Origin of the sequence: Komagataeibacter sp. FNDCF1, assembly GCF_021295335.1 — a bacterium.
In the GTDB taxonomy this organism is placed as follows: Bacteria; Pseudomonadota; Alphaproteobacteria; order Acetobacterales; family Acetobacteraceae; genus Komagataeibacter.
The window spans coordinates 1247405-1274131 of the sequence record NZ_JAIWOT010000001.1 but is presented as its reverse complement, the minus strand read 5'-3'; the positions used below and the strand labels follow the sequence as shown (position 1 = coordinate 1274131).

At 63.9% G+C, this 26727-nt stretch carries 22 protein-coding genes; all 22 read left to right on the top strand.

Annotation, left to right across the window (positions count from 1 at the left end; all coding sequences use genetic code 11):
* The first annotated feature begins 193 nt into the window (after positions 1–193).
* The 22 genes from LDL32_RS06030 to LDL32_RS05925 all read left to right on the top strand — a co-directional run bounded on the left by LDL32_RS06030 (position 194) and on the right by LDL32_RS05925 (position 26704).
* The gene (locus LDL32_RS06030; protein ID WP_007399825.1) at positions 194–559 is read left to right on the top strand and encodes an NADH-quinone oxidoreductase subunit A; all 366 of its coding nucleotides are present in this window, start codon (positions 194–196) and stop codon (positions 557–559) included.
* A gap of 24 nt (positions 560–583) precedes the next feature.
* On the top strand, positions 584–1162 hold the full coding sequence (locus LDL32_RS06025; protein ID WP_014104855.1) for an NADH-quinone oxidoreductase subunit B family protein: 579 nt from the start codon (positions 584–586) through the stop codon (positions 1160–1162).
* On the top strand, positions 1155–1826 hold the full coding sequence (locus LDL32_RS06020) for an NADH-quinone oxidoreductase subunit C (RefSeq protein ID WP_370636648.1): 672 nt from the start codon (positions 1155–1157) through the stop codon (positions 1824–1826). The genes LDL32_RS06025 and LDL32_RS06020 overlap by 8 nt, the downstream gene beginning before the upstream one ends.
* Before the next feature lie 7 nt (positions 1827–1833).
* Positions 1834–3090 carry an NADH-quinone oxidoreductase subunit D gene (locus tag LDL32_RS06015; protein WP_233065172.1) on the top strand — a complete coding sequence of 419 codons (1257 nt, stop codon included), beginning with the start codon at positions 1834–1836 and terminating at the stop codon, positions 3088–3090.
* 5 nt (positions 3091–3095) lie between these two features.
* Complete coding sequence (locus LDL32_RS06010) at positions 3096–3746, top strand: NAD(P)H-dependent oxidoreductase subunit E (protein ID WP_233068727.1); 651 nt, start codon at positions 3096–3098, stop codon at positions 3744–3746.
* A gap of 4 nt (positions 3747–3750) precedes the next feature.
* Positions 3751–5076 (top strand): NADH-quinone oxidoreductase subunit NuoF, encoded by a 1326-nt coding sequence (nuoF, locus tag LDL32_RS06005; protein ID WP_233065171.1) that lies wholly within the window; start codon positions 3751–3753, stop codon positions 5074–5076.
* 5 nt (positions 5077–5081) lie between these two features.
* Positions 5082–7148: an NADH-quinone oxidoreductase subunit NuoG gene (gene nuoG, locus LDL32_RS06000; RefSeq protein ID WP_233065169.1), complete on the top strand. Its 2067-nt coding sequence runs from the start codon at positions 5082–5084 to the stop codon at positions 7146–7148.
* A gap of 4 nt (positions 7149–7152) precedes the next feature.
* Positions 7153–8175 carry an NADH-quinone oxidoreductase subunit NuoH gene (gene nuoH / locus LDL32_RS05995; protein WP_233065167.1) on the top strand — a complete coding sequence of 341 codons (1023 nt, stop codon included), beginning with the start codon at positions 7153–7155 and terminating at the stop codon, positions 8173–8175.
* Positions 8175–8663, top strand: a complete 489-nt coding sequence (gene nuoI / locus LDL32_RS05990) for an NADH-quinone oxidoreductase subunit NuoI (protein WP_102323322.1) — start codon at positions 8175–8177, stop codon at positions 8661–8663. The genes nuoH and nuoI overlap by 1 nt, the downstream gene beginning before the upstream one ends.
* A gap of 78 nt (positions 8664–8741) precedes the next feature.
* Positions 8742–9515, top strand: coding sequence for an NADH-quinone oxidoreductase subunit J (locus LDL32_RS05985; RefSeq protein ID WP_233065165.1), 774 nt, complete (start codon positions 8742–8744; stop codon positions 9513–9515).
* Entirely contained in the window at positions 9508–9831 is a 324-nt protein-coding gene (gene nuoK / locus LDL32_RS05980) for an NADH-quinone oxidoreductase subunit NuoK (RefSeq protein ID WP_007399835.1), read from the top strand. The genes LDL32_RS05985 and nuoK overlap by 8 nt, the downstream gene beginning before the upstream one ends.
* Before the next feature lie 5 nt (positions 9832–9836).
* Positions 9837–11774 carry an NADH-quinone oxidoreductase subunit L gene (nuoL, locus tag LDL32_RS05975; RefSeq protein ID WP_233065163.1) on the top strand — a complete coding sequence of 646 codons (1938 nt, stop codon included), beginning with the start codon at positions 9837–9839 and terminating at the stop codon, positions 11772–11774.
* 25 nt (positions 11775–11799) lie between these two features.
* The gene (nuoN, locus tag LDL32_RS05970) at positions 11800–13224 is read left to right on the top strand and encodes an NADH-quinone oxidoreductase subunit NuoN (RefSeq protein ID WP_233065161.1); all 1425 of its coding nucleotides are present in this window, start codon (positions 11800–11802) and stop codon (positions 13222–13224) included.
* A 3-nt stretch (positions 13225–13227) separates the two neighbouring features.
* Complete coding sequence (locus LDL32_RS05965; protein WP_233065158.1) at positions 13228–14025, top strand: biotin--[acetyl-CoA-carboxylase] ligase; 798 nt, start codon at positions 13228–13230, stop codon at positions 14023–14025.
* A gap of 319 nt (positions 14026–14344) precedes the next feature.
* A complete protein-coding gene (locus LDL32_RS05960) occupies positions 14345–15988 on the top strand; it encodes a ribonuclease J (RefSeq protein ID WP_233065157.1) in 1644 nt (547 codons plus the stop codon).
* Positions 15989–16299: 311 nt separating this feature from the next.
* Positions 16300–17622, top strand: a complete 1323-nt coding sequence (gene proS, locus LDL32_RS05955) for a proline--tRNA ligase (protein WP_233065154.1) — start codon at positions 16300–16302, stop codon at positions 17620–17622.
* A complete protein-coding gene (locus LDL32_RS05950) occupies positions 17622–18866 on the top strand; it encodes a lipoprotein-releasing ABC transporter permease subunit (protein ID WP_233065151.1) in 1245 nt (414 codons plus the stop codon). Before proS ends, LDL32_RS05950 begins: the two co-directional genes overlap by 1 nt.
* Complete coding sequence (locus LDL32_RS05945; RefSeq protein ID WP_233065149.1) at positions 18859–19563, top strand: ABC transporter ATP-binding protein; 705 nt, start codon at positions 18859–18861, stop codon at positions 19561–19563. The genes LDL32_RS05950 and LDL32_RS05945 overlap by 8 nt, the downstream gene beginning before the upstream one ends.
* Positions 19564–19722: 159 nt before the next feature.
* Positions 19723–23154, top strand: coding sequence for a DNA polymerase III subunit alpha (gene dnaE, locus LDL32_RS05940; protein ID WP_233065147.1), 3432 nt, complete (start codon positions 19723–19725; stop codon positions 23152–23154).
* A 113-nt stretch (positions 23155–23267) separates the two neighbouring features.
* Positions 23268–24437, top strand: a complete 1170-nt coding sequence (locus LDL32_RS05935) for a homoserine O-acetyltransferase (protein ID WP_233065145.1) — start codon at positions 23268–23270, stop codon at positions 24435–24437.
* A 2-nt stretch (positions 24438–24439) separates the two neighbouring features.
* A complete protein-coding gene (gene metW / locus LDL32_RS05930) occupies positions 24440–25084 on the top strand; it encodes a methionine biosynthesis protein MetW (protein ID WP_233065143.1) in 645 nt (214 codons plus the stop codon).
* Between the two features lie 288 nt (positions 25085–25372).
* On the top strand, positions 25373–26704 hold the full coding sequence (locus LDL32_RS05925; RefSeq protein WP_233065141.1) for a DEAD/DEAH box helicase: 1332 nt from the start codon (positions 25373–25375) through the stop codon (positions 26702–26704).
* The last annotated feature ends 23 nt before the right edge of the window (positions 26705–26727 follow it).

Here is a 26727-nt window from a genome sequence, read left to right as displayed (position 1 = left end):
CAAAACGTGCCATGCAAGTAACGGTCACGTAATATTGACGAATGCGGTCCTGTATTCGCCCTCACAGTAATGTTCCTGAAAGAACACGGTTAAGTAACTGTTCCCTGCCCAACGTTGGGGCTAGCATCCTGAAAGCCACGGACAAGTCGATAACGACGGCAGATGGCTGTTTAACAGGTTGGGAACACGGAAGATGCATTCCGTTATCGCTGATTATTTGCCCGTTCTCATATTCGGTTGCATCGCGGTGGTGATCGCGGGGGCCATGCTGGGCAGTTCGCTGCTGTTTGGCCACCAGAAACCCTATGCCGAGAAAACGTCCGCCTATGAATGTGGTTTCGAGGCGTTTGATGACGCGCGTCATCGCTTCGACGTGCGCTTCTATCTGGTCGCGATCCTTTTCATCATTTTCGACCTTGAGGTCGCCTTCCTCTTTCCATGGGCGCTCAGCCTGTCACGGATCGGGTGGTTCGGCTTCGCCTCCATGATGGGTTTCCTCGGCGTTCTGGTCGTCGGCTTCATTTACGAATGGAGCAAGGGCGCACTGGATTGGGATTGAGCATGACAAGGGGAGGGTGCAGCAATGGCCAATGACACACCCGGCACGGGGCGGCCGGCCGACAGCATAGCCTGGAACCGGGAAATGTTGCCTCCGGGGGCGGAGCAGGACGCCGTGATCAAGGGCGTGACCGGTGAGATTACCGAAAAGGGCTTCGTGGTCGCGAACCTGGACAAGCTGGTCAACTGGGGCCGCACCGGCAGCCTGTGGCCCATGTCGTTTGGCCTGGCGTGCTGTGCGGTGGAAATGATCCATGCCTACATGCCGCGCTACGACCTGGACCGCATGGGGATCATCCCGCGCGGCTCGCCGCGGCAGTCGGATGTGATGATCGTGGCGGGCACGCTGACCAACAAGATGGCGCCGGCCCTGCGCCGGGTTTACGACCAGATGGCCGAGCCGCGCTGGGTCATCTCCATGGGGTCATGCGCCAATGGTGGTGGTTATTACCACTATTCCTATTCCGTCGTGCGCGGGTGCGACCGCATCGTGCCGGTGGATGTGTACGTGCCCGGCTGCCCGCCCACGGCGGAGGCGCTGATTTACGGCATTCTGCAGCTGCAGAAGAAAATTCGCAGGACAGGGACCATACGCCGTGGCTGAGCCAGTCAACACGACCCCGGGCGGGGGGCTTGCGCGCGCGGTTTCCGGTGGGCTGGGGGCCATTGCCTTCCGTCTTTCCACGGCTGTGCCCGGGGTCATTTCCGCCAGTATAGAGAAGGGTGAACTGGTGGTGCGGACCACGCGCGACCGGCTTCTTGCGCTCATGTCCATGCTGCGTGATGACCCGCGTTATGCCTGCCAGCAGGTGATGGACATATGCGGCGTCGACTTTCCCGAACGCGCCGAGCGTTTTGATGTGGTCTACAACCTGCTGTCCGTCACCCATAACCACCGCATCCGCGTGATCGTGACCACGGACGAGACAGCACCGGTGCCATCGGTGCACCAGCTGTGGCCCGCGGCCACATGGTGGGAGCGCGAAGCCTACGACCTGTTCGGCATCCTGTTTACCGACCAGCCGGACCTGCGCCGCATCCTGACCGATTACGGGTTTGAGGGGCATCCGCTGCGCAAGGACTTCCCGCTGACCGGCTATGTCGAACTGCGATACGACGAGGAACGGCGGCAGGTTGTCTATGAACCGGTCGATCTGGTGCAGGACTTCCGCAATTTCGATTTTGAATCGCCCTGGGAAGGCATCCTGACGCTACCGGGCGATGAAAAGGCACATGCCGCCCGCCAGGACATGAAACGACAGGGATAGGCGACAGATGAGCGACATAACCCTTCGTACCGATACGGATATTCCCGACAGCCTCCTGCCGGAGGAGGCGGATGGCGAAGTCAAGCGCCACGTGGTTGAAATAGACTCCCACGCGTTGAACTTCGGCCCCCAGCATCCGTCCGCCCACGGCGTGCTGCGGCTGGTGCTGGAAATGGAGGGCGAGGTCGTTGCCCGCGCCATTCCCCATGTCGGCCTGCTGCACCGCGGCACGGAAAAGCTGATCGAATACAAGACGTATCCCAAGGCGCTGCCGTATTTCGACCGCCTCGATTACGTCTCCCCCATGTGTGAGGAGCAGGCCTTTGCGCTGGCGGTGGAAAAGCTGCTGGGCATCGAGGCCCCGGAACGCGCCAGGTGGATCCGGGTCATGTTTGCCGAGATCACGCGCATCCTGAACCATATCCTCAACCTGACCTCTTTCGGGCTGGACTGCGGCGCGCTGACGCCCGCGCTGTGGGGGTATGAGGAACGCGAAAAGCTGATCGAGTTCTATGAAGCCGCATCCGGCGCACGGTTCCATGCCAATTACGTCCGCCCCGGCGGGGTGTCACGTGACCTGCCGGCAGGGCTGGAGGAACGGATCGCCGACTGGGCGCGGACCTTCCCCCAATGGATTGATGACCTTGAGGCGCTGCTGACCGGCAACCGCATCTGGAAACAGCGTACGGTGGGCATCGGCGTGTTCACCACCGAGCAGGCGCTGGCCTGGGGTTTCAGCGGCCCGTGCCTGCGGGCGTCCGGCGTGCCATGGGACCTGCGGCGAAGCCAGCCTTATGACAATTACCATAAGGTCGAATTCGATGTGCCCGTGGGCCGTCAGGGAGACTGTTATGACCGCTACCTGATCCGCGTGGCCGAAATGCGCGAGAGCGTGAAGATCATCAACCAGTGCCTCGAGCAGATCCGTCCCGGGCCGGTCAAGGTGCAGGACCACAAGATCACGCCGCCACCGCGCCGGGAGATGAAGCGCTCGATGGAGGCGCTGATCCACCACTTCAAGCTGTTTACCGAAGGCTATCACGTGCCACCGGGTGCGACCTACACCGTGACCGAAACGCCCAAGGGGGAGTTCGGCGTGTATCTGGTGGCCGATGGCAGCAACCGGCCGTATCGCTGCAAGATCCGGCCCACGGGTTTTTCCCATCTCCAGGCAATCGACGAGATGTCGCGCCGGCACATGCTGGCGGATGCCGTGGCCATTATCGGGTCGCTCGATCTGGTATTTGGCGAGATTGACAGGTGACCGACATGTCCGTCCAGCCCAACGCGCCTGCGGGCGTGGAACCCGCCCATTTCGCATTCGATGCCGAGAGCGAACGGCAGATCGCCACCATCCTGGCCAAATACCCGCCCGAGCGTAAGGCCAGCGGCGTGCTGCCGCTGCTTTACGTGGTGCAGAAGCAGATGGGCCGCCAGACCGGCAGCGCGTGGATTCCCCGCGTGGCCATGGATGTGGTGGCCGAACGGCTGGAGATGGCCCCGATCCGCGTTTACGAGGTCGCGACCTTCTACCTCATGTTCAACACCAGGCCGATTGGCCGTTATCACCTGCAGGTCTGCACCACCACGTCGTGCTGGCTGCGCGGGTCGGATGACGTGACGGCGGCGTGCAAGGCGGCGACGGGCATCAGTGCATTTGGCGAGACCAGTGCCGACGGCCTGTTCACCCTGACCGAGGTCGAATGCCTCGGTGCCTGCGCCAATGCCCCGATCCTGCAGGTTGATGATGATTATTACGAGGATCTGGACGGCCCGCGCACGGAAGAACTGATTGCGGCGCTTAAGCGCGGTGAACGCCCCACGCCCGGCCCCACGATCAACCGCCTGAACTCCGCCCCGGCAGGCGGGCGCAAGGTGCTGGTGGATGACGTGGCGGCCAAGCCGCAGGGGCAGGAGTAAGGCCATGCTGCAGGACAAGGACCGTATCTTCACCAACCTGTATGGCCAGGGGGACTGGACTCTGGCCGGTGCCCGCGCCCGGGGGGACTGGGATGGCACGGCGGACATACTGGCGCGCGGGCGTGATGCCATCATCAACGAGATGAAGGCCTCCGGCCTGCGTGGGCGCGGGGGGGCGGGTTTTCCCACCGGCGTCAAATGGTCGTTCATGCCCAAGAAAAATGACGGGCGGCCGCATTATCTGGTCATCAATGGTGACGAGTCAGAACCCGGCACCTGCAAGGACCGCGAGATCCTGCGCCACGACCCGCACAAACTGGTGGAAAGCGCGCTGATCGCCTCCTTCGCCATGGGGGCGCACGCGGCCTACATCTATATCCGTGGCGAGTTCTATAACGAGGCCATGCACCTGCAGCACGCCATTGACGAGGCGTACGCGGCGGGCCTGATCGGAAAGAACGCCTGCGGGTCGGGCTGGGATTTCGATTTCTACATCCACCGTGGCGCTGGCGCCTACATATGTGGCGAGGAAACCGCGCTGCTGGAAAGCCTGGAGGGCAAGAAGGGCCAGCCGCGCATGAAGCCGCCTTTCCCCGCCGCCATGGGCCTGTATGGCTGCCCCACTACGGTCAACAACGTGGAAAGCATTGCCGTTTCCGCCACCATCCTGCGCCGGGGGGCTGCATGGTTTTCTGGGCTGGGACGGCCCAATAACGCGGGCACCAAGCTCATGGCCATATCGGGCCATGTCAACACGCCCTGCGTGTTCGAGGAAGAACTGGGTGTTCCGATGAAGGAACTGATCGAAAAACATGGCGGCGGCGTGCGCGGCGGGTGGGACAACCTGCTGGCGGTCATCCCCGGCGGCTGTTCGGTGCCCATGCTGCCGCGTGACGTGTGCGACACCGTACTGATGGATTATGACAGCCTGCGTGCCGAAGGCTCCGGCCTTGGCACCGGCTGCATGATCGTGATGGACAAATCCACCGACATCATTGCCGCCATCGCCCGGTTCTCGAAATTCTTCAAGCATGAAAGCTGTGGCCAGTGCACGCCGTGCCGCGAGGGGACGGGATGGATGATGCGCATCATGGACCGGATGGTGCAGGGGCGGGCGGAAATCGAGGAAATCGACATGCTCGAACAGGTTACCCGGCAGGTGGAAGGGCACACCATCTGCGCGCTGGGTGATGCGGCGGCATGGCCGATACAGGGGCTGATCCGCCGGTTCCGCCCGGTCATGGAAGAACGCATCCGCGCCTACAAGGCGGCGCATGGGGGCGGCCGTACCGTACAGGTACCGGCGGGCCTGGTTGAAGCGGCGGAGTAGGAACAGTGGTAAAAGTAACCGTTGACGGTATTCCGGTGGAAGTTGCGGCAGGTTCCTCCGCGCTGCAGGCGTGTGAGGCGGCGGGCAAGGAAATCCCGCGTTTCTGTTATCATGAACGCCTGTCGGTGGCGGGTAACTGCCGGATGTGTCTGGTCGAGGTCTCGGGCGGGCGCAAGCCGGTGGCGTCATGCGGTTTCCCCATCGGTGAGGGCATGCAGATCTTTACCGATACCGAGGTGGTGCGTCGTGCCCGCCGCGCGGTGATGGAATTCCTGCTGATCAACCACCCGCTGGACTGCCCCATCTGTGACCAGGGTGGTGAATGCGACCTGCAGGACCAGGCCTTCGGCTATGGCGCGGATCATTCCCGCTACCGCGAGAACAAGCGCGCGGTGACCGACAAATATCTTGGCCCGCTGGTCAAGACGGTCATGACGCGCTGCATCCAGTGCACGCGCTGCATCCGCTTTTCCACCGAGGTGGCGGGCGTGCCCGAACTGGGTGGCGTCTCGCGCGGTGAAAACCTCGAGATCACCAATTATGTCGAAAAGGCGCTGACATCCGAACTGTCGGGCAACCTGATCGACATCTGCCCCGTGGGCGCGCTGACATCGCAGCCCTACGCCTTCAGCGCGCGGCCGTGGGAACTCAGGCGCACGGACTCGATCGATGTGTGCGATGCGGTGGGCACCAACATTGTCATGCAGGCCCGTGGCGCCTCCGTGCTGCGGATTACGCCACGCATCAATGACGAGGTGAATGAGGAATGGCTGGCCGACAAGGGGCGCTTTGTGGTCGATGGTTTCCGCCGCCGACGCCTTGACCGGCCATGGATACGGGTGGACGGCAAACTGCAGCCCGCAAGCTGGCAGGATGCCTTCACCACCATCGCCACCCGCCTCAAAGGCGTGCCGGGCGAGCGCATCGGCGCGATCGCGGGCGACATGTGCGATGCCGAGAGCATGATGGCGCTGAAGGACCTGATGGCGGCACTCGGCTCATCCAGCATCGACTGCCGGCAGGACGGGGCGCGGTACGACACGTCGCGGCGGGATTTCTACACCTTCAATACCGGTATTGCCGGCATTGAGGAGGCGGACGCGCTGTTGATCGTGGGTTCCATTCCCCGGCAGGAAGCACCCGTGCTCAATGCCCGCATCCGCAAGCGTTTCGTGGGGGCCGGGCGTGGCGGCTTTCCCATTGCCATGATCGGTGCCCCCAATGCCGACCCGACCTATACGGTCGAAGTGCTGGGTGAGGGGCCGGATGTGCTGGCGAAGCTTGCGTCAGGCGATCTGCCCTTTGCCGATGTGCTGAAAAACGCGAAGAAGCCCATGGTCATGATCGGCCACGGCGCACTGACCCGGCCGGACGGGCAGGCTATCGCGCGCGCGTGCTGGGATCTGGCGGTGCAGGTTGGCGCGATTGGCACGGACTGGCATGGGTTCAACGTGCTGCACACGGCGGCAGGCCGGGTGGCGGGGCTGGACCTTGGCCTGGTGCCGGGGCCCGAAGGGCGCGACGTGGCGGGCATGCTGGATGGCGGCGTGGACGTGCTGTGGCTGCTGGGGGCGGATGAGTTCCCCGTCGGGCGCATCGGAGCGGAGACCTTCGTGGTCTATCAGGGCCATCATGGTGATGCGGGGGCCGCACGGGCCGATGTGATCCTGCCCGGCACGCTCTATGCCGAAAAGCCGGGCACCTACACCAATACCGAAGGCCGCGTGCAGCAGGCTTTCCGCGCCGTCATGCCGCCGGGTGACGCACGGGAGGACTGGCGTATCCTGCGCGCCTTCTCCGAAGTGGTGGACCGTAAGCTTCCCTATGACACGATTGACGCGCTTCGTGCGCGCATGGCGCGGGCCAATCCCGTATTCGGTCAGACACAGTGGACGCGCCTTGGCACATCCGCCACTGCGGGGCCGCAGGCGGGTGACACGCCGGTGGCCGCCGACCCCTTCCATCCGGTCATTGCCGATTATTACCTGACCCATGCGGTGTGCCGCGCCAGCCCCACGATGGAAACCTGTTCGGGGATTTATGTGCACCCCGCAAACCAGGCGGCGGAGTAGGACCATGGCGGATTTCTTCTTTCACACCACGCTGGGCCAGCTTGTGCTGATCGTACTGGAATCACTGGCGGTGCTGGTGCCGCTGCTGCTGGGCGTGGCTTACCTGACACTTGCCGAGCGCAAGGTGATGGCCGCCATGCAGCTGCGCAAGGGGCCGAACGTGAACGGCCCGTTCGGCGTGCTGCAGGCCTTTGCCGATGCGATCAAGATGCTGACCAAGGAGACGGTCATCCCGGCGGGTGCAAACCGGATGCTGTTCCTGTTCGCACCGTTCCTGACCTTCTCGCTGGCCATGATCGCGTGGGCGGTCATTCCCACGGGCAACGGGCTGGCCATTGCCAACATCAACGTGGGCATCCTGTACCTGCTGGCCATCTCCTCGCTGGGTGTCTACGGCATGCTGATCGCGGGGTGGGCGTCCAATTCCAAATACGCTTTCCTTGGCGGGCTGCGGTCAGCAGCGCAGATGGTGTCCTATGAGGTCTCGATCGGGCTGGTGATCGTGTCGGTGCTGCTGGCGGTAGGCAGCCTCAACCTGAACGACATCGTGCTGGCGCAGCGCCATGTGTGGTTCTGCCTGCCCATGTTCCCGATGTTCATCGTGTTTTTCATCTCGGCGCTGGCCGAGACCAACCGCGCGCCCTTTGACCTGCCCGAAGGCGAGAGCGAACTGGTGGCGGGGTTCTTTGTCGAATATTCGGCGCTTGCGTTCGGCCTGTTCTTTCTGGGTGAATACGCGAACATGTTCCTCATGTCCGGCATGGTCAGCATCCTGTTCCTGGGGGGCTGGCTGCCGCCGCTGGGGATTGCGCCCTTTACCTGGATACCGGGGCCTTTGTGGCTGATTGCCAAGATCCTGTTCTGCCTGTTCGTATTCATCTGGGTGCGCGCGACATTCCCCCGCTACCGCTACGACCAGCTGATGCGGCTGGGCTGGAAGGTATTCCTGCCGTTCTCGCTGGCATGGATGGTCCTGAGCGCAGGATTCCTGATGGTAACGGGCCTTCTGCCCGGAGGAGCAGGCTGATGGGTACCCTGAGCAAAGCCGCCCGTTCCATGCTGCTGTCCGAACTGGTGGCGGGCATGAGCGTGACACTGAAGGCGTTCTTCAAGCCGAAGGCCACGATCAACTACCCTTACGAGAAGGGCGTGCTTTCGCCGCGCTTCCGGGGTGAACACGCGCTGCGGCGCTACCCTAACGGGGAGGAACGCTGCATCGCCTGCAAGCTGTGCGAGGCGACGTGCCCCGCCGAGGCGATCACGATCGAGGCCGAACCGCGCGATGACGGCTCACGCCGCACCACGCGCTACGATATCGACATGACCAAGTGCATCTATTGTGGCCTGTGCGAGGAAGCCTGCCCGGTCGATGCCATTGTCGAAGGCCCGAATTACGAGTTCGCGACCGAAACCCGCGAAGAACTGATGTACAACAAGGACAAGCTTCTGGCCAATGGCGACCGCTGGGAAAGCGTGCTTGCCCGCAGGCTCGAGCTTGATGCCCCGTACCGCTGATACCGCATGGCGGGCGCGGCCCACGCGGCACCTGCCATGCCAGCCGGAGGAAAGATCCATGCGGCAGGAAGCTCACCCATGATAACCCAGATTGTCTTCTACGTTTTCGCGGCGGTGCTGGTCCTGTCCGCCACCATGGTGGTGTGCGCGCGCAACCCCGTGCATTCGGTGCTGTTCCTTATCCTCGCGTTCTTCAACGCGGCGGGGCTGTTCCTGATAGCGGGGGCCGAGTTCCTGGCGATGACGCTGGTCATTGTCTATGTCGGCGCGGTCGCGGTGCTGTTCCTGTTCGTGGTCATGATGCTGGATGTCAATTTCACCCGCATGCGTGAAGGCGTGCAGCGCTACGCGCCCATTGGCGGTCTGGTGGGCGGTGTGCTGCTGGTGGAACTGGTCATAGCGTTCATGCGCTGGCGCAGCGCGTCCAACATCGACCAGATCCCCCATCTGGTGCCCTCATCGCCCACGCGCACCAATACGGCCGCACTGGGGGATGTGATCTATACCCACTACATCTTCCTGTTCCAGTCCTGCGCGCTGGTGCTGCTGGTGGCCATGATCGGGGCAATCGTGCTGACCCTGCGCGACCGGCCCACCGGGCGCCGCCAGAACATCGACCGCCAGCACGACCGCGTGGCCAGCGATTCTCTGGAAATGCTGCAGGTTCCCCTTGGCGCGGGTGTGGCAGCCCAGGGTGGCTTCCTGCGCCCGCATGAAAGTTATGACGTGGCCGCCGTGCCCGGCACCTATGGCACCGAAGCCTGGCGCGTGCGTGAGGCGACGGAGGAAGCGCAGGCCGTGCTGGTGGTCACGACACCGGCCGAAACCACGAAAGGACAGGGCGATGCATAGCCCGATCGAGGCGATAGGTCTTGCACCCTATCTGAGCGTAGGCGCGATTTTGCTGGTTCTGGGGGTGTTCGGCATCTTCCTCAACCGCAAGAACGTCATCATCATCCTGATGTCGATCGAACTGATCCTGCTTTCCGCCAATATCAATTTCGTGGCGTTCTCGGCTGCCACCGGCGACCTGTCGGGTCAGGTGATGACGCTGTTCGTGCTGACCATCGCGGCAGCGGAATCCGCCATCGGGCTGGCCATTGTCACGGTCTATTTCCGCAATCGCGGGTCGATCGAGGTCGACGATATCACGATGATGAAGGGGTAGGGGACATGCAGACGGCATCCTTCCTGTTTGAAGTGGCGGTGTTCGCGCCCCTTGCCAGCTTCCTGCTTGCCGGTGGTTTCGGCCACCTGATGGGTGATGCGGCGGCGCGTGCGCTCACCATCGCCCTCATGGCCTGCGCCGCCCTGTCCGCCATTGGCGTGCTGGGCTTCGAGATGGGCGATGTGGGCACGTTTGTCGTGCCGGTGGCGGACTGGGTCCACGCAGCCGGCTTCCGGGCCGACTGGCAGCTGCGCATGGACATGCTTTCGGTCAGCGTGGTGGCCATGGTTACCGTGGTCTCGCTGCTGGTGCATGTGTACAGTGTGGGTTACATGGCGCATGAAGCGCGGCCGGTGTACCGCTTCTTCTCCTACCTGTCGCTGTTCACGTTTGCCATGCTCATGCTGGTGACGTCGGATAACCTGCTCCAGCTCTTCTTTGGCTGGGAAGGGGTCGGTCTGGCGAGCTACCTGCTGATCGGCTACTGGTACGACCGGCCTTCCGCCTGTGCCGCCGCCATCAAGGCCTTCGTGGTCAACCGCGTGGCCGACCTGTTCTTCCTGCTGGGCATCTCGCTCATCTTCATCCGGCTGGGCAGCGTGTCGTATGACGATATTTTCGCCGCCATCCCCTACCATGTGAACGATACATTCCAGCTGTTCGGCACGCATCCGCTGCTGGAAGTGATCGCAACGCTGCTGTTCATTGGCGCGATGGGCAAGTCGGCGCAGCTGTTCCTGCACACCTGGCTGCCCGACGCGATGGAGGGACCGACCCCGGTTTCCGCCCTGATCCACGCGGCCACCATGGTCACGGCGGGCGTGTTCCTGATGGTGCGCATGTCGCCGCTGGTGGAACTGGCACCAGTCACGCGCGACCTGATCATCCTTGTCGGTGGCACCACCAGCTTCTTTGCCGCCACGGTGGGGTTGGTGCAGCCTGACATCAAGCGCACCATTGCCTATTCCACCTGTTCGCAGCTGGGCTACATGTTCGTGGCCGTTGGCGTGGGGGCGTATCAGGCTTCCATGTTCCACCTGACCACGCATGCCTTCTTCAAGGCACTGCTGTTCCTTGGCGCGGGCTGCGTGATCCATGCCGTGCATGACGAGCAGGACATGTTCCGCATGGGCGGGCTGTGGCGCAAAATTCCCTTCACCTACGGCGCCATGTGGATCGGCAGCCTGGCGCTGGCCGGAATCTTCCCCTTTGCCGGCTACTGGTCGAAGGATGCGATCCTGGAGGCGGCATGGATGTCGGGTTCATCCATGGGCCATTATGGCTGGGTCATGGGCTGCATCACCGCGTTCCTGACCGCGCTGTACAGCTGGCGGCTGATCTTCCTGGTCTTCCATGGCACGCCGCGTGATGCGCACCTGAATGAAGGCGCGCATGAAAGCCCGCCTTCCATGCTCATGCCGCTGGCCGTGCTGTCGGTTGGCGCGGTGGTGGCGGGGTTCGTGCTGGCGCCGTTCTATATCGGTGCCCATCAGGTGGCGTTCTGGAACGGGGCGATCGCTGTCCTGCCCGGCCATGACATCATGGAACGGCTGGAGCAGACGCCGGGCTTCATCGCACTGGTGCCCACCCTTGCCGCCGTGGCAGGCATTGCGGTGGCCTATGTGTGCTATATCGCAAGCCCCGGCATTCCGGCTTCCATGGCGCGCGGCATGCGCCCGCTTTACCTGTTCCTGCTCAACAAATGGTATTTCGACGAACTGTACGGCTTCATCTTCGTCCGGCCTTACCGCGCGCTGGCGCGCTTCCTTTGGAAGGGCGTTGATGAGGATGTGGTCGAGGGCATACCCGAAGGTCTTGCCCGCCTGACCGCGGGCAGCGCGGGACAGGCCGTGCGCGTGCAGACCGGATCGATTGCCGTCTATGCCTTCTCCATGCTGATCGGCCTGGTGGTGTTGCTGTCCACCATGCTGTTCGCCCGTTAACCCCAAGGATGTCAGGGCCATACCAATGAACTGGACACTCGCTCTGCCCGAAATCGTGCTGGCCCTGTCGGGGCTGGCCATCCTGCTGGCCGGGGTAATGCTCAGGCGCGGGCAGGCTTTCTTCCCGTGCACCATGATGACGCTGCTGGCCCTTGTGGTGACCGGCATCCTCGTGGTGCTGACACCGGACGGCACGGGCTACGGGCATGTCTTTGTCAATGACGGGTTTGCCCGCTTCATGAAGGTGCTCAGCCTGACCGGAGCCGCGCTCTCGCTGGTGCTGAGCGTGGGCTACGCGCGGGAAATGGAAATCGACAAATTCGAATTCCCGGTCCTGATCGCGTTTTCCACGCTGGGCACCATGATCATGGCGTCCTCGGGCAATCTCATGACGCTGTTCGTGGGGCTGGAGCTCTCGTCGCTTGCCATCTACATCCTGTGCGCCTTTGCGCGTGACCGGGTTACGGCGGCGGAGGCGGGGCTGAAGTATTTCGTACTCGGCTCACTGGCGTCGGGGCTGCTGCTTTACGGCATCTCGCTGGCTTACGGCTTTGGCGGCACGCTGGAATATGCGGGGCTGCAGCAGGCGGTGCGTGGCAGTGCCGTGCTGCCGGCGGGGCTTATGGTGGGCATCGTGTTCGTGCTGGTGGGGCTGTGCTTCAAGCTGTCCATGGTGCCGTTCCATATGTGGACGCCGGATGTGTACCAGGGCGCGCCCAGTTCGGTCACCGCCTATATGGCGGGGGCACCCAAGGTTGCGGCATTTGCCGTGCTGCTGCGGGTCATGGCCGGGCCCTTCGGCAGCATGACGCCGCAATGGCAGCTGCTGATCGAGGTGGTGTCTGCCGCCTCCATGCTGTTCGGCTCGCTTGCGGCCATTCCGCAGGTCAACATCAAGCGGCTCATGGCCTATTCCTCCATCGGGCATATGGGCTACGCCATGATCGGGCTTGCGGCGGGCACGGCGGAGGGCACGCGCGGCACGCTGGTCTATCTGGTGACCTACCTGTTCATGAACGTGGGTGCCTTTGCCGGAATCGTGGCCATGCGGCGCAAGGGGCGGGCGGTCAGCCGCATCAGCGACCTGGCGGGGCTGGGGCGCAGCGATCCGGGGCTGGCGCTGGCCATGGCGGTGTTCATGTTCTCCATGGCGGGCGCGCCGCCGCTGGCCGGGTTCTTTGGCAAGCTGATGGTGTTTTACGCCGCCATCAACGCACAGCTTTACGGGCTGGCTGCGATCGGTATCATCAGCAGCGTGATCGGGGCTTATTACTACGTGCGCGTCGTCAAGGTCATGTTCTTCGATGCGCCGGCCCCGGCGCTGGACCGCCCGCCGGTTTCCGTCTCGTTCGTATCGGTCGGGATGGGGCTGGTGACCGTTTTCTTCATTGTGGGTCTGGGCCCGGTCGCAACCGCGGCACAGGCGGCCGCAGGCGCTTTGTTCAGGTAGACCATGACCGAAATCCCGGCCTGCACTTCCAGCCAGAGCATACCCCGCAGCAATGCGCGGCCCTGGCGGCTGGAAGTACATGACACGCTGGGATCAACGTCAGATACATGCAAGGCCATGCTGGATGCGGGACAGGGCGAGGACGGTCTTGCCATCCTTGCCCTTTCACAGACGGCCGGGCGGGGCAGCAGGGGGCGGCAATGGGCTGACCCGGGCGGCAATCTGGCGCTGTCGGTCATGCTGGTGGGGCAGGGGGCCGATGTGCCGGTCGGGCTGTGGCCGTTCATTGCGGGGCTGGCGCTTCATGACGCAATGGTGGCGTTCCTGCCCGATCCCGACGCATTGCAACTGAAATGGCCCAATGACCTGCTGCTGTCGGGCCGCAAGATGGCGGGTATCCTGATCGAGACCGGAACCCGTGCCACGGGCGAGCGGTGGCAGGTGATCGGCATGGGGGCCAACCTGCGCCATGCCCCGGCCATCGAAGGGCGGGAACTGGCCTGTCTTGCCGATGCGACAGCCCGTGTACCCGATGCCGTGACGGTGGCGCGGGGCGTACTGCACCATCTGGACCACTGGCTGGCATGCCATGCCGCAATGGGGTTTGGCGCGGTGCGTGACGCCTGGCTGGAACGCGGGCACCCCGTTGGCACGGGCGTGAACGTAAAGGCCGGAAACCAGCAGTTTACCGGCACGTTTGCAGGCCTGGCGGATGATGGAACCCTGCTGCTGCACACCCCCAACGGCACCCGCCACGTCGTGACGGGAGAGGTGCTGCTGGCCCGCACGGGCCGAGAATAATCCGGCCCGGTCAAGGAAAGAGATTTAAGTCAAGCGGATTACATGATAATCCCTAGCAGGAATTCATAGCGCGTGGCCTGACGCCCGTGCCGGTGTCGAGCGGCATTTCCACTCCATTCCTCCTCTGCGGGAATGGTGGCGGGGAAGGCAGCGCTCCACCGGGCGGACGGGTCCCGCATGCCAGCGGCAGGCTGGAAGAATACGGCATTTTGGCCCCGACCGGGCTGGCATCCATGCAGACGAACCGGCACGGGACAGGCGTTCCGGGCCCTTTTTTCAAACGCATTCAAACCTTGGTAACGGAAAACAGGATTTATTGATGAATGATGTAACAGGCGTTTCATTCCTGCCGCTGGGCGGAACTGGCGAAATTGGCATGAACCTTAACCTGTACCGGCAGGGCGAGACATGGCTTGCGGTGGATTGCGGCATCGGCTTCAGCGGCAATGACACGCCGGAGGCCGAAATCATCCTGCCCGACCCGGTCTTCATTGCCGAACGCCGCAAGGCGCTGGCGGGTCTGGTGGTCACCCACGCGCATGAGGACCATCTGGGCGCGATCGCCCATCTGTGGCCGCAGCTTGGCTGCCCGGTCTATGTCACCCCGTTTGCCGCCGCCGTGCTGCGCCGCAAGCTGGGGGAGGCCGGGCTGCTGCAGCAGGTGCCCATCCATGTCGTGCCCCCCGGCGGTGCCTTTACGGTCGGACCGTTCGACCTGCGCTTCATTTCCGTCACCCATTCCGTGCCGGAATCGCAGTCGCTGGTGCTGCGTACGCCGCAGGGCGTCATCATCCACACCGGTGACTGGAAGATCGACCCCGACCCGCAGGTCGGCCCCCCGACCGATCTCGAGACCTTTGCCCAGCTCGGGCGCGAGGGCGTGCTGGCCATGGTGTGTGACAGTACCAACGTCCGCACCGAAGGCCCCTCCGCATCCGAAGCCGATGTACGGCGCGAGATGACCCGCCTGATCGCATCGCTGGAGGGACGGATTGCGGTAACCTGCTTCGCCAGTAACGTCGCCCGCGTGGAAACGCTGGCCAAGGCGGCACAGGCGGCCGGTCGCCGCGTGGCCGTGGTGGGCCGCAGCCTGCGTAATCTGGAGGTCGCGGCGCGTGAATGCGGTTACCTGTCCGATGTGCCGCAGTTCCTGTCCGAACAGGATGCGAACTCTGTCCCCGATGGCCAGATCCTGCTCATCGTGACCGGCAGCCAGGGGGAGCCGCGCTCGGCCCTGTCGCGCATCGCGTCGGACACCCACCCCAACATCTCGCTGGGGGAAGGTGATACGGTCATCTACAGCAGCCGCATGATCCCCGGTAACGAGCAGGCCGTGATCCAGGTGCAGGACAACCTGACCCGTCGTGGCGTGCACGTGATTACCGACAAGGACCACCTCGTGCATGTATCGGGCCATGCCACGGGCGGTGACGTGCGCAGGCTGTATGACCTGGTGCGCCCGCGCTTCCTGATACCGGTGCATGGCGAATGGCGCCACCTGACCGCGAATGCCGCCATTGCGCAGGAACTCGATATCGAGCCGGTGCTGCTGGAAGATGGCGATATCCTCGACATCCGTGCCGATGGCGTGGAAATTGGCGATACCGCACCCACCGGGCGGCTGGTGCTGGATGGCGGGCGGATCCTGCCCATGAATGGTGGCGTGCTGTCCGCGCGGCGGCGCATGCTGTTCAACGGCATGGTGCTGGGCAGCTTCGCGGTGGATGATGAAGGCTACCTGATCGGGGACCCCAAGGTCAGCGCGCCGGGCCTGCTGGATATGGAAGACCCCGAGACCCAGCGCGTGACGGAGGAGTTCGGCAACGCGCTGGACGAAATTCCTGATGAACTGCGCGCGAATGACGCAACCTTCCGCGAGGCGGCGAAGACTGCCCTGCGCCGTGCCCTCGGTCGCAAGCTGCAGAAGCGCCCGCTGGTGGATGTGCACCTGCTGCGGGTGTAAATTTACCGGATTACTGCGCCGTAAATGATTATGGCAGGGAACGGTTGATCCGTTTCCTGCCATTTTTTTTGGTACGTTTTCCCTAAACCCGGCGTCATTTGTGCAACCAGATCTGCCCGCGCACCATACGCCCGGCATGCGGGTGGCGCCATGGCCCCTCACGTGGATGTTTACAGGTTCCGGGGCTTCGCGCATCACGCTTCGGTGTGGCATGGGGACTGGGGGTCAACATGCCCCATTCCACGGGCGTTGCGATTGGTCTAGGGTCCGTCCGGATTATCGGTTCCCATATACTCAAGGTTCATACGGCCATGCGTCTGTCCCGCAGCTTTATCCCGACTCTCAAGGAAAATCCGAACGAAGCCCAGATCACCTCGCACAGGCTCATGCTGCGCGCGGGCATGATCCGGCAGACATCGGCGGGAATTTACGCCTGGCTGCCCACGGGGCTGCGGGTCCTGCGCAACATCGCCAACATTGTCCGCCAGGAGCAGGACGCCATTGGCGCGCAGGAAATGCTCATGCCCACCATACAGTCGGCCGATCTGTGGAAGCGCTCGGGCCGGTATGACGCCTATGGCCCCGAAATGCTGCGCATACGCGACCGCCACGAGCGCGACATGCTGTTCGGCCCCACCAATGAGGAAATGGTGACCGACCTGTTCGGCCAGGCGATCAGGTCCTACAAGGAACTGCCGCAGGTGCTCTACCACATCCAGTGGAAGTTCCGTGACGAGGTCCGCCCCCGCTTTGGCGTGATGCGCGGGCGCGAGTTCTACATGAAGGATGGCTACAGCTTCGATATCGACCATGCGGCGGCGGTCGATACCTATCGCCGCATCATGCTGTCCTACCTGCGCACCTTCCAGCGCCTGGGCGTGCGCGCGATTCCCATGCGCGCCGATACCGGGCCGATCGGGGGGGAACTGAGCCACGAATTCCTGATCCTGGCCCCCACGGGGGAAAGCGGCGTGTTCTTTGACGGCGCGCTGGAGGAACAGGACTGGGTGGGCGAGAACATCGACATCAATGACCGCGATGCGCTGGGTGCGTTCTTTACCAGCCTTACGTCCTTCTATGCAGCGACTGACGAAATGCATGATGATGCGGCATGGGCGGCAGTACCCGCCGAACGCAGGCGTGAGGGCAGGGGCATCGAGGTCGGCCACATCTTCAACTTCGGGCGCAAGTATACCGAATCGATGGATATCGCCGTAAGCGGCCCAGACGGCGCGCCGCTGCATCCGGAGATGGGGTCGTATGGCATTGGCGTATCCCGCCTTGTCGCGGCTATCATCGAGGCCAGCCATGATGAAAACGGCATCATCTGGCCGGAATCCGTCGCACCCTTCCGCGCCGTCATCATCAACCTGAAAAACGGTGATGCACAGTGTGATGCCATCTGCGAGAAGCTGTATGCCTCGGCTCCCGAGCACCTGCTGTATGATGACCGTGCCGAGCGCGCGGGTGCGAAGTTTGCCGATGCCGACCTGCTGGGCCACCCCTGGCAGCTGATTGTCGGTCCGCGCGGGGCGAAGGAAGGCAAGGTCGAGGTCAAGAACCGCCGGACGGGTGAGCGCAGCGAAATGACGGTGGACGAAGCCCTGGCCCTTATCGCGAAAACAGGACGCTGATGTTCGGTCCCTTCGAGCGGATGGTCGCCGGGCGCTACCTGCATGCCCGGCGCGGGGAGCGCTTTGTTTCCGTCATCGCGATCTTCTCGCTTGTAGGGATCGCGCTGGGGGTTGCGACGCTGATCATTGTCATGTCGGTCATGAACGGGTTCAAGGCCGACCTGCTGGGGCGCATCCTTGGCCTGAATGGCGACCTGAGCGTATACGGCCTGACCCGCACCATCACGGATTATGATGATGTGGCAGGCCGGGTGCGCAGGGTGCCGGGCGTGGTCTCGGCGGCACCGCTGGTGGAATCGCAGGTGCTGCTCAATTCCGGGACCTATAACGCCGGCGGGCTTGTGCGCGGCATGACGCGCACCGACCTGATCGGCCTGCATGAGGTCAGCGACAACCTTGTGGCCGGGTCCATGGATGATTTCGGCGCGGATGACACCATAGTCGTTGGCACCACGCTGGCCGAACGCGCGGGGCTGACCGTAGGCGGCAGGCTGACCCTTGTCTCGCCACAGGGGGCGGCTACGGCATTTGGCACCATGCCACGGGTGCGGGCCTATCGCGTGGTGGCGATTTTTGATGCGGGCGTGAATGACTATAACGCCAGCTACGTATTCCTGCCGCTGCATGCGGCCCAGGTCTATTTCCAGCTGCCGGGGCAGGTAACCCAGGTGCAGGTCATGACCCGCGATGCGGAAAACGTGGCCTCGGTCCGCGCGGCAATCGAGAAGGCCATGGACGGCGGGGTCCGGGTGATGGACTGGACCCAGAGCAACAACGCCTTCTTTGGCGCGGTGCAGGTGGAACAGAATGTCATGTTCCTTATCCTGACGCTCATCATCCTTGTGGCGGCCTTCAACGTGATCTCGTCGCTGATCATGATGGTCAAGGACAAGGGCGCCGATATCGCCGTGCTGCGCACGCTGGGGGCGACACGTGGGGCGATCATGCGCATCTTCCTCATGTGCGGGGCATCGGTGGGTGTTACCGGCACGTTCGTGGGCACCGGGCTGGGCATCGTGTTCTGCCTGAACATCGAGCATATCCGTCAGCTGCTCCAGCGCATCACCGGCACCGACCTGTTCAATGCCGAGGTGTATTACCTGGAGCACCTGCCCGCCAAACTGATCTGGTCACAGGTGATCGAGGTGATCGTGATGGCGCTGGTGCTGTCGCTGCTGGCAACACTTTACCCCTCATGGCGGGCGGCGAAGACCGACCCGGTGGAGGCCCTGCGCCATGAATGAGCCCCTGCATGCACCGCCGCTGCGCATGGATGGCGTGGCGCGGCGCTACATAAGCGGCGAGGAAACGCTGGATGTGCTGCGCGGCGCGGACCTGACGCTGAACCCCGGTGAGATCGTGGCCCTTGTGGCCCCGTCCGGCACGGGCAAGTCCACGCTGCTGCATCTGGCGGGGCTGCTGGAAAAGCCGGATGCGGGTTGTGTCATGCTGGCGGGTCAGGATGCAGGCGCGCTGGCCGATGCCCAGCGTACGCAGTTGCGGCGTGACCGGATCGGCTTTGTCTACCAGTTCCATCACCTGCTGGCCGAATTCACGGCGCGCGAGAACGTCATGCTGCCGCAGATGATCGCAGGCGTTGCCCGTGGGGCCGCGCGCACACGGGCGGATGAACTGCTGGGGGCCTTTGGTCTTGCGCACCGGCTGGACCATCTGCCGGGCAAGCTTTCGGGTGGGGAGAAGCAGCGCGTGGCCATTGCGCGCGCGCTGGCCAACCGGCCGCATGTCCTGCTGGCGGATGAGCCGACGGGCAACCTGGACGTGCATACATCGGACGCGGTGTTCGACGCCCTGCTGGAAACCGTGCGCGCCCATGGCGTGGCGGCGCTGATTGCCACCCACAACATGGACCTGGCCCGCCGTATGGATCGCATCGTCACATTGCGCGACGGGCTGGTTGTTCCACTGGCTCCCGCTGCCTGAGAGCGTAAGAAGTTTTTTGGTGAAGCTCTTTTCAAAAAGCTTCAAGAATGCCGCCTTTTTGAAAAATGGTGGCATGCAGGGACTTTTATTATTTTTCAGGTATGGCCGGGCCGGTGCAGGGACGTGCGAATCAGATGCGGTATGGGGTAGGATAGAGGCATGTCCCATGCCGATTTTGTCCACCTTCGGGTCCATTCCGCCTATTCCCTGAGCCAGGGGGCCATCCGCGTGCCCGAACTGGTGGCGCTGGCGCACGACATGCGCATGCCTGCCGTTGCCATAACCGATACCGGCAACATGTTCGGCGCACTGGAATTCTCGCAATATTGCGGCAAGAAGGGCGTGCAGCCCATCATCGGCTGCCAGCTTGGCCTGCCCGCGCGCAGCGACAAGCCCGGCATGCCCGCCGAGCACGTGGTACTGCTGGCACGGAATGCGGAGGGGCTGGCCAACCTGCAGTTCCTGTCCTCGGCAGGGTTCCTGCAGAACGTGACCGATGAGCCGACCGTAACACTGGACCTGTTGTGTGAGCGCGCGGGTGGCCTGTTTTTGCTGACCGGCGGCAGCCGTGGTCCGCTGTTCCATATGCTGGCTGAAGGGCAGGAAAAGGAAGCCACCCGCTTCATGGAGCGGCTGCATGAAGCCTATGGCCGCTACATGGCCGTTGAACTGCACCGCCACGGGCAGGCGGCGGAACGCGCGGTGGAGCCGGGCATGATCGCCATGGCCGACCGCATGGGCCTGCCACTGGTGGCCACCAATGAATGCTTTTTCCCGAAACCGGACATGTACGAGGCGCATGACGCGCTGCTGTGCATAGCCCAGGGCCGCACCATGGCCGAGCGCGACCGCTGGCGGGTCACGCCGGAGCACTGGTTCAAGCCGGCCGAGGTCATGCGCGAACTGTTTGCCGACCTGCCCGAAGCCTGTGACAATACGCTGGAGATCGCGCGCCTGTGCGCCATACAGGTCGAGACCTGCAAGCCGCTGCTGCCCATGTGCCCAAAGGTGCAGCCGGGCAAGACCGAGGATGAAACCCTGCGCAGCATGGCACGGACCGGTCTGGCCCACCGCCTGTCGCGCATGACGATAGATGATGAGACGCGCCGGAAATACGAGGAACGGCTGGCCTTCGAGCTCGACATCATCGCGAACATGGGCTTTCCCGGCTATTTCATGATCGTGGCCGACTTCATCCAGTGGGCCAAGGAGCACGACATTCCGGTAGGGCCGGGCCGTGGTTCGGGTGCCGGTTCGCTGGCCGCGTGGGCGCTGACCATTACCGATATCGACCCCATTCCCTTCAACCTGCTGTTCGAGCGCTTCCTCAACCCCGAACGCGTGTCGATGCCGGATTTCGATATCGATTTCTGTCAGGACCGGCGTGATGAGGTGATCCGTTACGTCCGTAACGAATATGGCGCCGACCGCGTGGCCCAGATCATCACGTTCGGCAAGCTGCAGGCGCGTGCGGCGGTGCGTGATGTGGGGCGCGTGCTTGGCCTGCCATTCGGCATGGTCAACCGCGTGGCGGAACTGATTCCCAACAACCCCGCCCAGCCGGTCACGCTCGGACAGGCGATCGAGGGTGAACCGCGCCTGCAGGAAATGCGCGACGAGGACGAGGCCATCCGCCGCCTGCTGGAAATAGGCCAGCAGCTTGAGGGCCTGTTCCGCCATGCCAGTACGCATGCCGCGGGCGTGGTGATCGGGGACCGCGAATTGGTGGAACTGGTGCCGCTGTACCGTGACCCCAAGAGCGACATGCTGGTCACGCAGTACAACATGAAATTCGTGGAGCAGGCGGGGCTGGTCAAGTTCGACTTCCTTGGCCTGACAACACTCACCATTCTCCAGCGCGCGGTGCAGTTCCTGCACGGCATGGGGATCGAGGTGGACCTGTCGGCCCTGCCGCTGGATGACCCGCTGACCTATGAGATGCTGGCGCGCGGTGATACCGGCGGCGTGTTCCAGTTCGAAGGGGCGGGCATGCGCGACGTGCTCAAGCAGATGCGCCCGACCCGGCTGGAAGACCTGATTGCCGCCGTGGCGCTGTACCGCCCCGGCCCCATGGCCAACATACCCGACTACTGCCGCCGCAAACATGGCGAGGCATGGGAGCCCCCGCACGAGGAAATCCGCGATATCCTGGAAGAGACCTACGGCATCATGGTCTATCAGGAACAGGTCATGCAGATTGCCCAGAAGATGGCGGGCTACAGCCTGGGCGGGGCCGACCTGCTGCGGCGTGCCATGGGCAAGAAGATCCGTGCCGAGATGGACCGCCAGCGCGAAATCTTTACCGAAGGGGCGATGAAGCGCGGGATCGGGCGCGAAAAGGCCGCCGAGGTATTCGACCTCATGGCCAAGTTCGCCGATTACGGGTTCAACAAATCCCATGCCGCCGCCTACGCGCTGGTCTCGTACCAGACGGCGTGGATGAAGGCGAACCACCCGGTGGCCTTCATTGCCGCGTGCATGTCACTTGCACGGGAAAAGACCGACAAGCTGGCGGGCCTGCGGCAGGAGGCCGACCGGCTGGGCATTGCCCTGCTGCCGCCCGACATCAATGCATCCGGCGCGGACTTCACGGTGGAAAAGCTGGCCGATGGCGAGACCTATGGCATCCGCTACGCCCTGGCCGCGGTAAAGAAGGTGGGGCTGGGGGCCATGCAGTCGCTGGTGGCGGTGCGGGGCGACAGGCCCTTCGTGGACATGGAGGACCTGGCCGCACGGCTTGATCCCCGGCAGGTCAACAAGATGCAGCTTGAGAACCTGGCCCGCGCGGGCGCATTTGACACCATCCTGCCCAACCGCGCGCAGGCCTGCGCGGCGGCGGAAACCGTGATGCGCCGCGCGCAGGCCAATGCGCAGCAGGCGGCCAGCGGCCAGATCGGCCTGTTTGGCGGCGGCGATGGCCCCGCCGCGCGTGAACCGCTACGCATGCCGCGCATGGCCGACTGGCCGGAATTCGAACGCCTGAACATGGAGGCCGATGCCATAGGCTTCCATCTGACCGGCCACCCGCTGGATTCCTACGGTCCGCTCATGCGCAGGCTGGGCGCGGTGCGCGCCACGGGGCTGGAGGCAGCGGCCCAGGCGGGGATCGTGCGCGTCAAGATCGCGGGCTGCGTGGTGGACCGCAAGGAACGCCCCACGCGCACGGGCAACAAGATGGCATGGGTGCGCCTGTCCGATGCTTCGGGCGGGTGCGAGATCACGTTTTTCTCCGAAGTGCTGTCACGCGCGCGTGAAATACTGGTGGCGGGAAATGCCGTGGTTGTGACGGCGGACCTGAAGCTGGAAGGCGAGGCCCTGCGCATTACCGCATCCGACGTGATGGAACTGGAGCAGGCGGCGGCGGAGGCCGCGGCCGAGATGCGCATCTGGTTCGACCGGGCGGACGCGCTGGAGCCCATCCGTGACGTGCTGCACGGTTATGGCGCGGGACGGGGGCGGGTGATCCTGCTGCCATCGGTTGCGGAGACGCGGGATGTGGAACTGACCCTGGCCGAGCGCTACCGCGTGACGCCGCGCGTGGCCCAGATGATCAAGGCGATAGAGGGCGTGGGAAAGGTGGAGCAGTTCTGAAACCGCAAAAGCGGTGACGGGGGCATGAAACTTGCAACAGCGTGGCGGGAGTGCCATACGCAGGGCCTGTCATTTTTCTTCATTGTCCCTGTCGACGCCATGCCGGATACAGAATGGACCAGATCACGCCAGATACCAGCCTGTCGCACCAGACTGTCACCTTTCCGGACGGATTACGTCTGGATTGCGGCTTCCATCTGGCCCCGGTGGATGTGGCCTATCGTACCTACGGCACGCTTTCGCCTGCCTGTGACAACGCCATCGTGGTGTGCCATGCGCTGACAGGCGACCAGTATGTGGCTGACACCCATCCGCTGACCGGAAAGCCCGGATGGTGGAGCCGCATGGTCGGCCCCGGCCTGCCGATCGATACCGACCGTTTTTTCGTCATCTGCATGAACGTGCTGGGCGGCTGCATGGGCACGACCGGCCCACGCAGCCTGCGCATGCGTGATGACGGCACGACCGAACCGTGGGGTACCGATTTCCCCCCCGTCACCATCCGCGACATGGTCCGCACACAGAAGCTGCTGGTGGAGCATATGGGCATCAGTCGCCTGCTGGCGGTGGTTGGTGGCTCCATGGGGGGCATGCAGGTGCTGGAATGGACCGCGACCTATCCCGAATGCGTGTTCGCGGCCATGCCGATCGCGACATCGCCCTTTCATTCCGCGCAGAACATCGCGTTCAATGAAGTCAGCCGGCAGGCCATTTTCGCCGACCCGCAATGGCATGGCGGGCGGTACTGGGAATGTAACGAGATCCCGGCCCGCGGCCTGGCGGTGGCGCGCATGATGGCGCACATCACCTATCTGTCCGAAGCAGCACTCACCCGCAAGTTCGGCCGCCGCGTGCGCCATGCGCCGGGGCGCGCGGGGGCGGGGGAGCCGGGCTCGCTGTTTGGCGAGATGTTCGAGGTGGAAAGTTACCTGCGCCACCAGGGATCGACCTTCGTGCGGCGCTTTGACGCCAATTCCTACCTGACCATTACCCGTGCCATGGACTATTTCGACCTCGGCGCCGAGCATGATGGCGACATGTCCCGCCCGTTCGCGGGTACGCGTACGCGGTTCTGCATTGTCTCGTTCTCGTCGGACTGGCTTTTCCCCACATCGCAGGCCCGCCTGCTGGCGCGCGCGCTCAACCGGGTGGCGGCCAATGTCTCCTTTGTCGAGATCGACAGTGACAAGGGCCATGACGCCTTCCTGCTCGATGAGCCGGATTTTGACCGCACCATCCGTGGCTTCCTGTGTGGTGCCGCCGAACATGCCGGGATTGCCTGACCATGCGCCTTGACCAGCGTCTGATTGCCGGGATGATCCGCCCCCGCACCCGTGTGCTCGATGTCGGCAGCGGGGACGGTGCGCTGCTGGACCATCTGTTTCGCAACAGTGGCTGCGATGCCCGTGGCATCGAGATCGACATGCGCGAGGTCACCCGCTCCGTCGCCCACGGCCTGCCGGTAATGCATGGCGATGCGGACCATGACCTGGTGCACTACCCCGACAATGCCTTTGACTACGTGGTGCTCCAGCGCACGCTGCAGGCGGTCGAACGCCCGCGTGAGGTGCTGCGCCAGATGCTGCGCATCGGGCGCTACGCCATCGTGTCCTTTCCCAATTTCGGCCACTGGCGGCTGCGGCTGCAGATGCTCCTGCGCGGGCGCATGCCCATGACCAGCGTGTGGAACACCCCGTGGTATGACACGCCCAACATCCATCCCTGCACCATACTCGACTTCCTGACCCTGTGCCGCGACGAGGGGTATGTGGTCGAACAGTGGATGGCCGTGGATGAGGACGGGGAGCGTGCGCCGTGGCGGCGTTCGATCCGGCTTGCCAACCTGTTTGGCGAACAGGCGCTGTTCCTGCTGCGCCGCAGGGACCCGGCCCGCCAGCAGACACGCGGCCCCGGGGCGGGCCTGCATTAAAAGGCTTGCACGCCACTGTATAACACGATAGAGCATCGCGCTCGGGAACGGACCGCGCCTGTTCCTTTCGTGCTGGTTCGATTGCACGTGTCCTTGACGCGGGGGACACGACTGAAAGCAGACTGACCGGCCTTTAAATACCTCAGCATTAAATCCTTGCGACGACAGAAACGAGTGCCCCCGTGCATACAAGGGCCGGTGTCGGGTATGTCTGTCGGTTCGCCATTCGGGCATGCAGCGTGATGCATGCCCCGCGGCCCTGTTTTTTCGCGCCAGGAGGCGCCATTCATGACAACGTTTGCCGATCTTCATCTTGCAGAGCCGCTGCTGCGCGCACTGGACGAGGAAGGCTACACCCAGCCCACCCCCATTCAGGCTGGCGCCATTCCCTACCTGCTGGAAGGGCGTGACCTGCTGGGCCTGGCACAGACCGGCACCGGCAAGACCGCGGCCTTTGCGCTGCCCATCCTTGACCGTCTTTTCCGTGAAAAGGGCCGCGCCCACCCCAAGGGCGCGCGCGCCCTGGTGCTGGCCCCCACGCGTGAACTGGCTTCCCAGATCGGGGAAAGCTTCGCATCCTATGCCCGCCACATGCGCTTCAGCCACGCCGTCGTGTTTGGCGGCGTGGGGCAGGGGCGCCAGATCGAGGCCCTGCGCCGTGGCGTGGACGTGCTGGTCGCGGCCCCCGGCCGCCTGCTGGACCTGATGGGGCAGGGGCATGTCGACCTGTCCGGGCTTGAGGTGCTGGTGCTGGATGAAGCCGACCGCATGCTCGACATGGGATTCGTGCGCGATATCCGCAAGATTGTCGCAGCCCTGCCCACCGACCGGCAGACGCTGCTGTTCTCCGCCACCATGCCCAAGAGCATTTCCGACCTGGCGCATGGCCTGCTGCGTGATCCCGCGACCGTGCAGGTCACGCCGCCGTCCAGCACGGTGGACCGGATCCGCCAGGCGGTGATGTTTGTTGATACCGCCAACAAGCGTGAGGCCCTGAAACTGCTGGTGGACTCACCCAAGGTCGAGCGCGCCGTGGTGTTCACGCTGATGAAGCATGAAGCCAACAAGGTTGCCGCCTTCCTCGGAGAGCACGGCATTACCGCCGAGGCGATTCACGGCAACAAGTCACAGGGTGCGCGTGAGCGCGCCATGTCCGGCTTCCGTTCGGGCAATGTGAAGGTGCTGGTGGCGACCGATATCGCGGCCCGTGGCATTGATGTCGATGACGTGACCCACGTGTTCAACTACGACCTGCCCAACGTCCCCGAAAGCTACGTGCACCGTATCGGTCGCACCGCGCGCGCGGGGCGTGAAGGCTGGGCCGTGTCGCTGTGCGATGCGGAGCAGCGCGCATGGCTTCGTGATATCGAGAAGAACATCGGCAAGGCCATCCCCGTGGTGTCCGAGCACCCGTACCATTCCGAAGCGGCGGAAAACTCCACCATGCGCCCGCCCGTGCTGGGCGGCGGTGGCCGGGGCCGTGGTGGCGGCGGTGGCAGGCCCGGTGGCGGCAGGCCCGGTGGTGGCCGTCCGGCTGGCGGTGGTCGCCCGCCTGGTGGTGGCCGTGGTGGCCGCCCCGGTGGTGGCCGCCCGGGTGGCGCAGGGCGCCGCGCGGTCTGATCCCCACGGCACCAGCCTGTTGC

Coding starts and splice junctions, on each gene's coding strand:
- LDL32_RS05950 (WP_233065151.1), top strand. CDS start 17,622: ATGTTCGGTCCCTTCGAGCGGATGGTCGCCGGGCGCTACCTGCATGCC.
- nuoH (WP_233065167.1), top strand. CDS start 7,153: ATGGCGGATTTCTTCTTTCACACCACGCTGGGCCAGCTTGTGCTGATC.
- metW (WP_233065143.1), top strand. CDS start 24,440: ATGCGCCTTGACCAGCGTCTGATTGCCGGGATGATCCGCCCCCGCACC.
- LDL32_RS05960 (WP_233065157.1), top strand. CDS start 14,345: ATGAATGATGTAACAGGCGTTTCATTCCTGCCGCTGGGCGGAACTGGC.
- LDL32_RS05935 (WP_233065145.1), top strand. CDS start 23,268: ATGGACCAGATCACGCCAGATACCAGCCTGTCGCACCAGACTGTCACC.
- LDL32_RS06025 (WP_014104855.1), top strand. CDS start 584: ATGGCCAATGACACACCCGGCACGGGGCGGCCGGCCGACAGCATAGCC.
- nuoN (WP_233065161.1), top strand. CDS start 11,800: ATGAACTGGACACTCGCTCTGCCCGAAATCGTGCTGGCCCTGTCGGGG.
- nuoL (WP_233065163.1), top strand. CDS start 9,837: ATGCAGACGGCATCCTTCCTGTTTGAAGTGGCGGTGTTCGCGCCCCTT.
- dnaE (WP_233065147.1), top strand. CDS start 19,723: ATGTCCCATGCCGATTTTGTCCACCTTCGGGTCCATTCCGCCTATTCC.
- LDL32_RS05925 (WP_233065141.1), top strand. CDS start 25,373: ATGACAACGTTTGCCGATCTTCATCTTGCAGAGCCGCTGCTGCGCGCA.
- nuoI (WP_102323322.1), top strand. CDS start 8,175: ATGGGTACCCTGAGCAAAGCCGCCCGTTCCATGCTGCTGTCCGAACTG.
- nuoF (WP_233065171.1), top strand. CDS start 3,751: ATGCTGCAGGACAAGGACCGTATCTTCACCAACCTGTATGGCCAGGGG.
- proS (WP_233065154.1), top strand. CDS start 16,300: ATGCGTCTGTCCCGCAGCTTTATCCCGACTCTCAAGGAAAATCCGAAC.
- LDL32_RS06030 (WP_007399825.1), top strand. CDS start 194: ATGCATTCCGTTATCGCTGATTATTTGCCCGTTCTCATATTCGGTTGC.
- LDL32_RS06010 (WP_233068727.1), top strand. CDS start 3,096: ATGTCCGTCCAGCCCAACGCGCCTGCGGGCGTGGAACCCGCCCATTTC.
- LDL32_RS05985 (WP_233065165.1), top strand. CDS start 8,742: ATGATAACCCAGATTGTCTTCTACGTTTTCGCGGCGGTGCTGGTCCTG.
- nuoK (WP_007399835.1), top strand. CDS start 9,508: ATGCATAGCCCGATCGAGGCGATAGGTCTTGCACCCTATCTGAGCGTA.
- LDL32_RS05965 (WP_233065158.1), top strand. CDS start 13,228: ATGACCGAAATCCCGGCCTGCACTTCCAGCCAGAGCATACCCCGCAGC.
- LDL32_RS05945 (WP_233065149.1), top strand. CDS start 18,859: ATGAATGAGCCCCTGCATGCACCGCCGCTGCGCATGGATGGCGTGGCG.
- LDL32_RS06015 (WP_233065172.1), top strand. CDS start 1,834: ATGAGCGACATAACCCTTCGTACCGATACGGATATTCCCGACAGCCTC.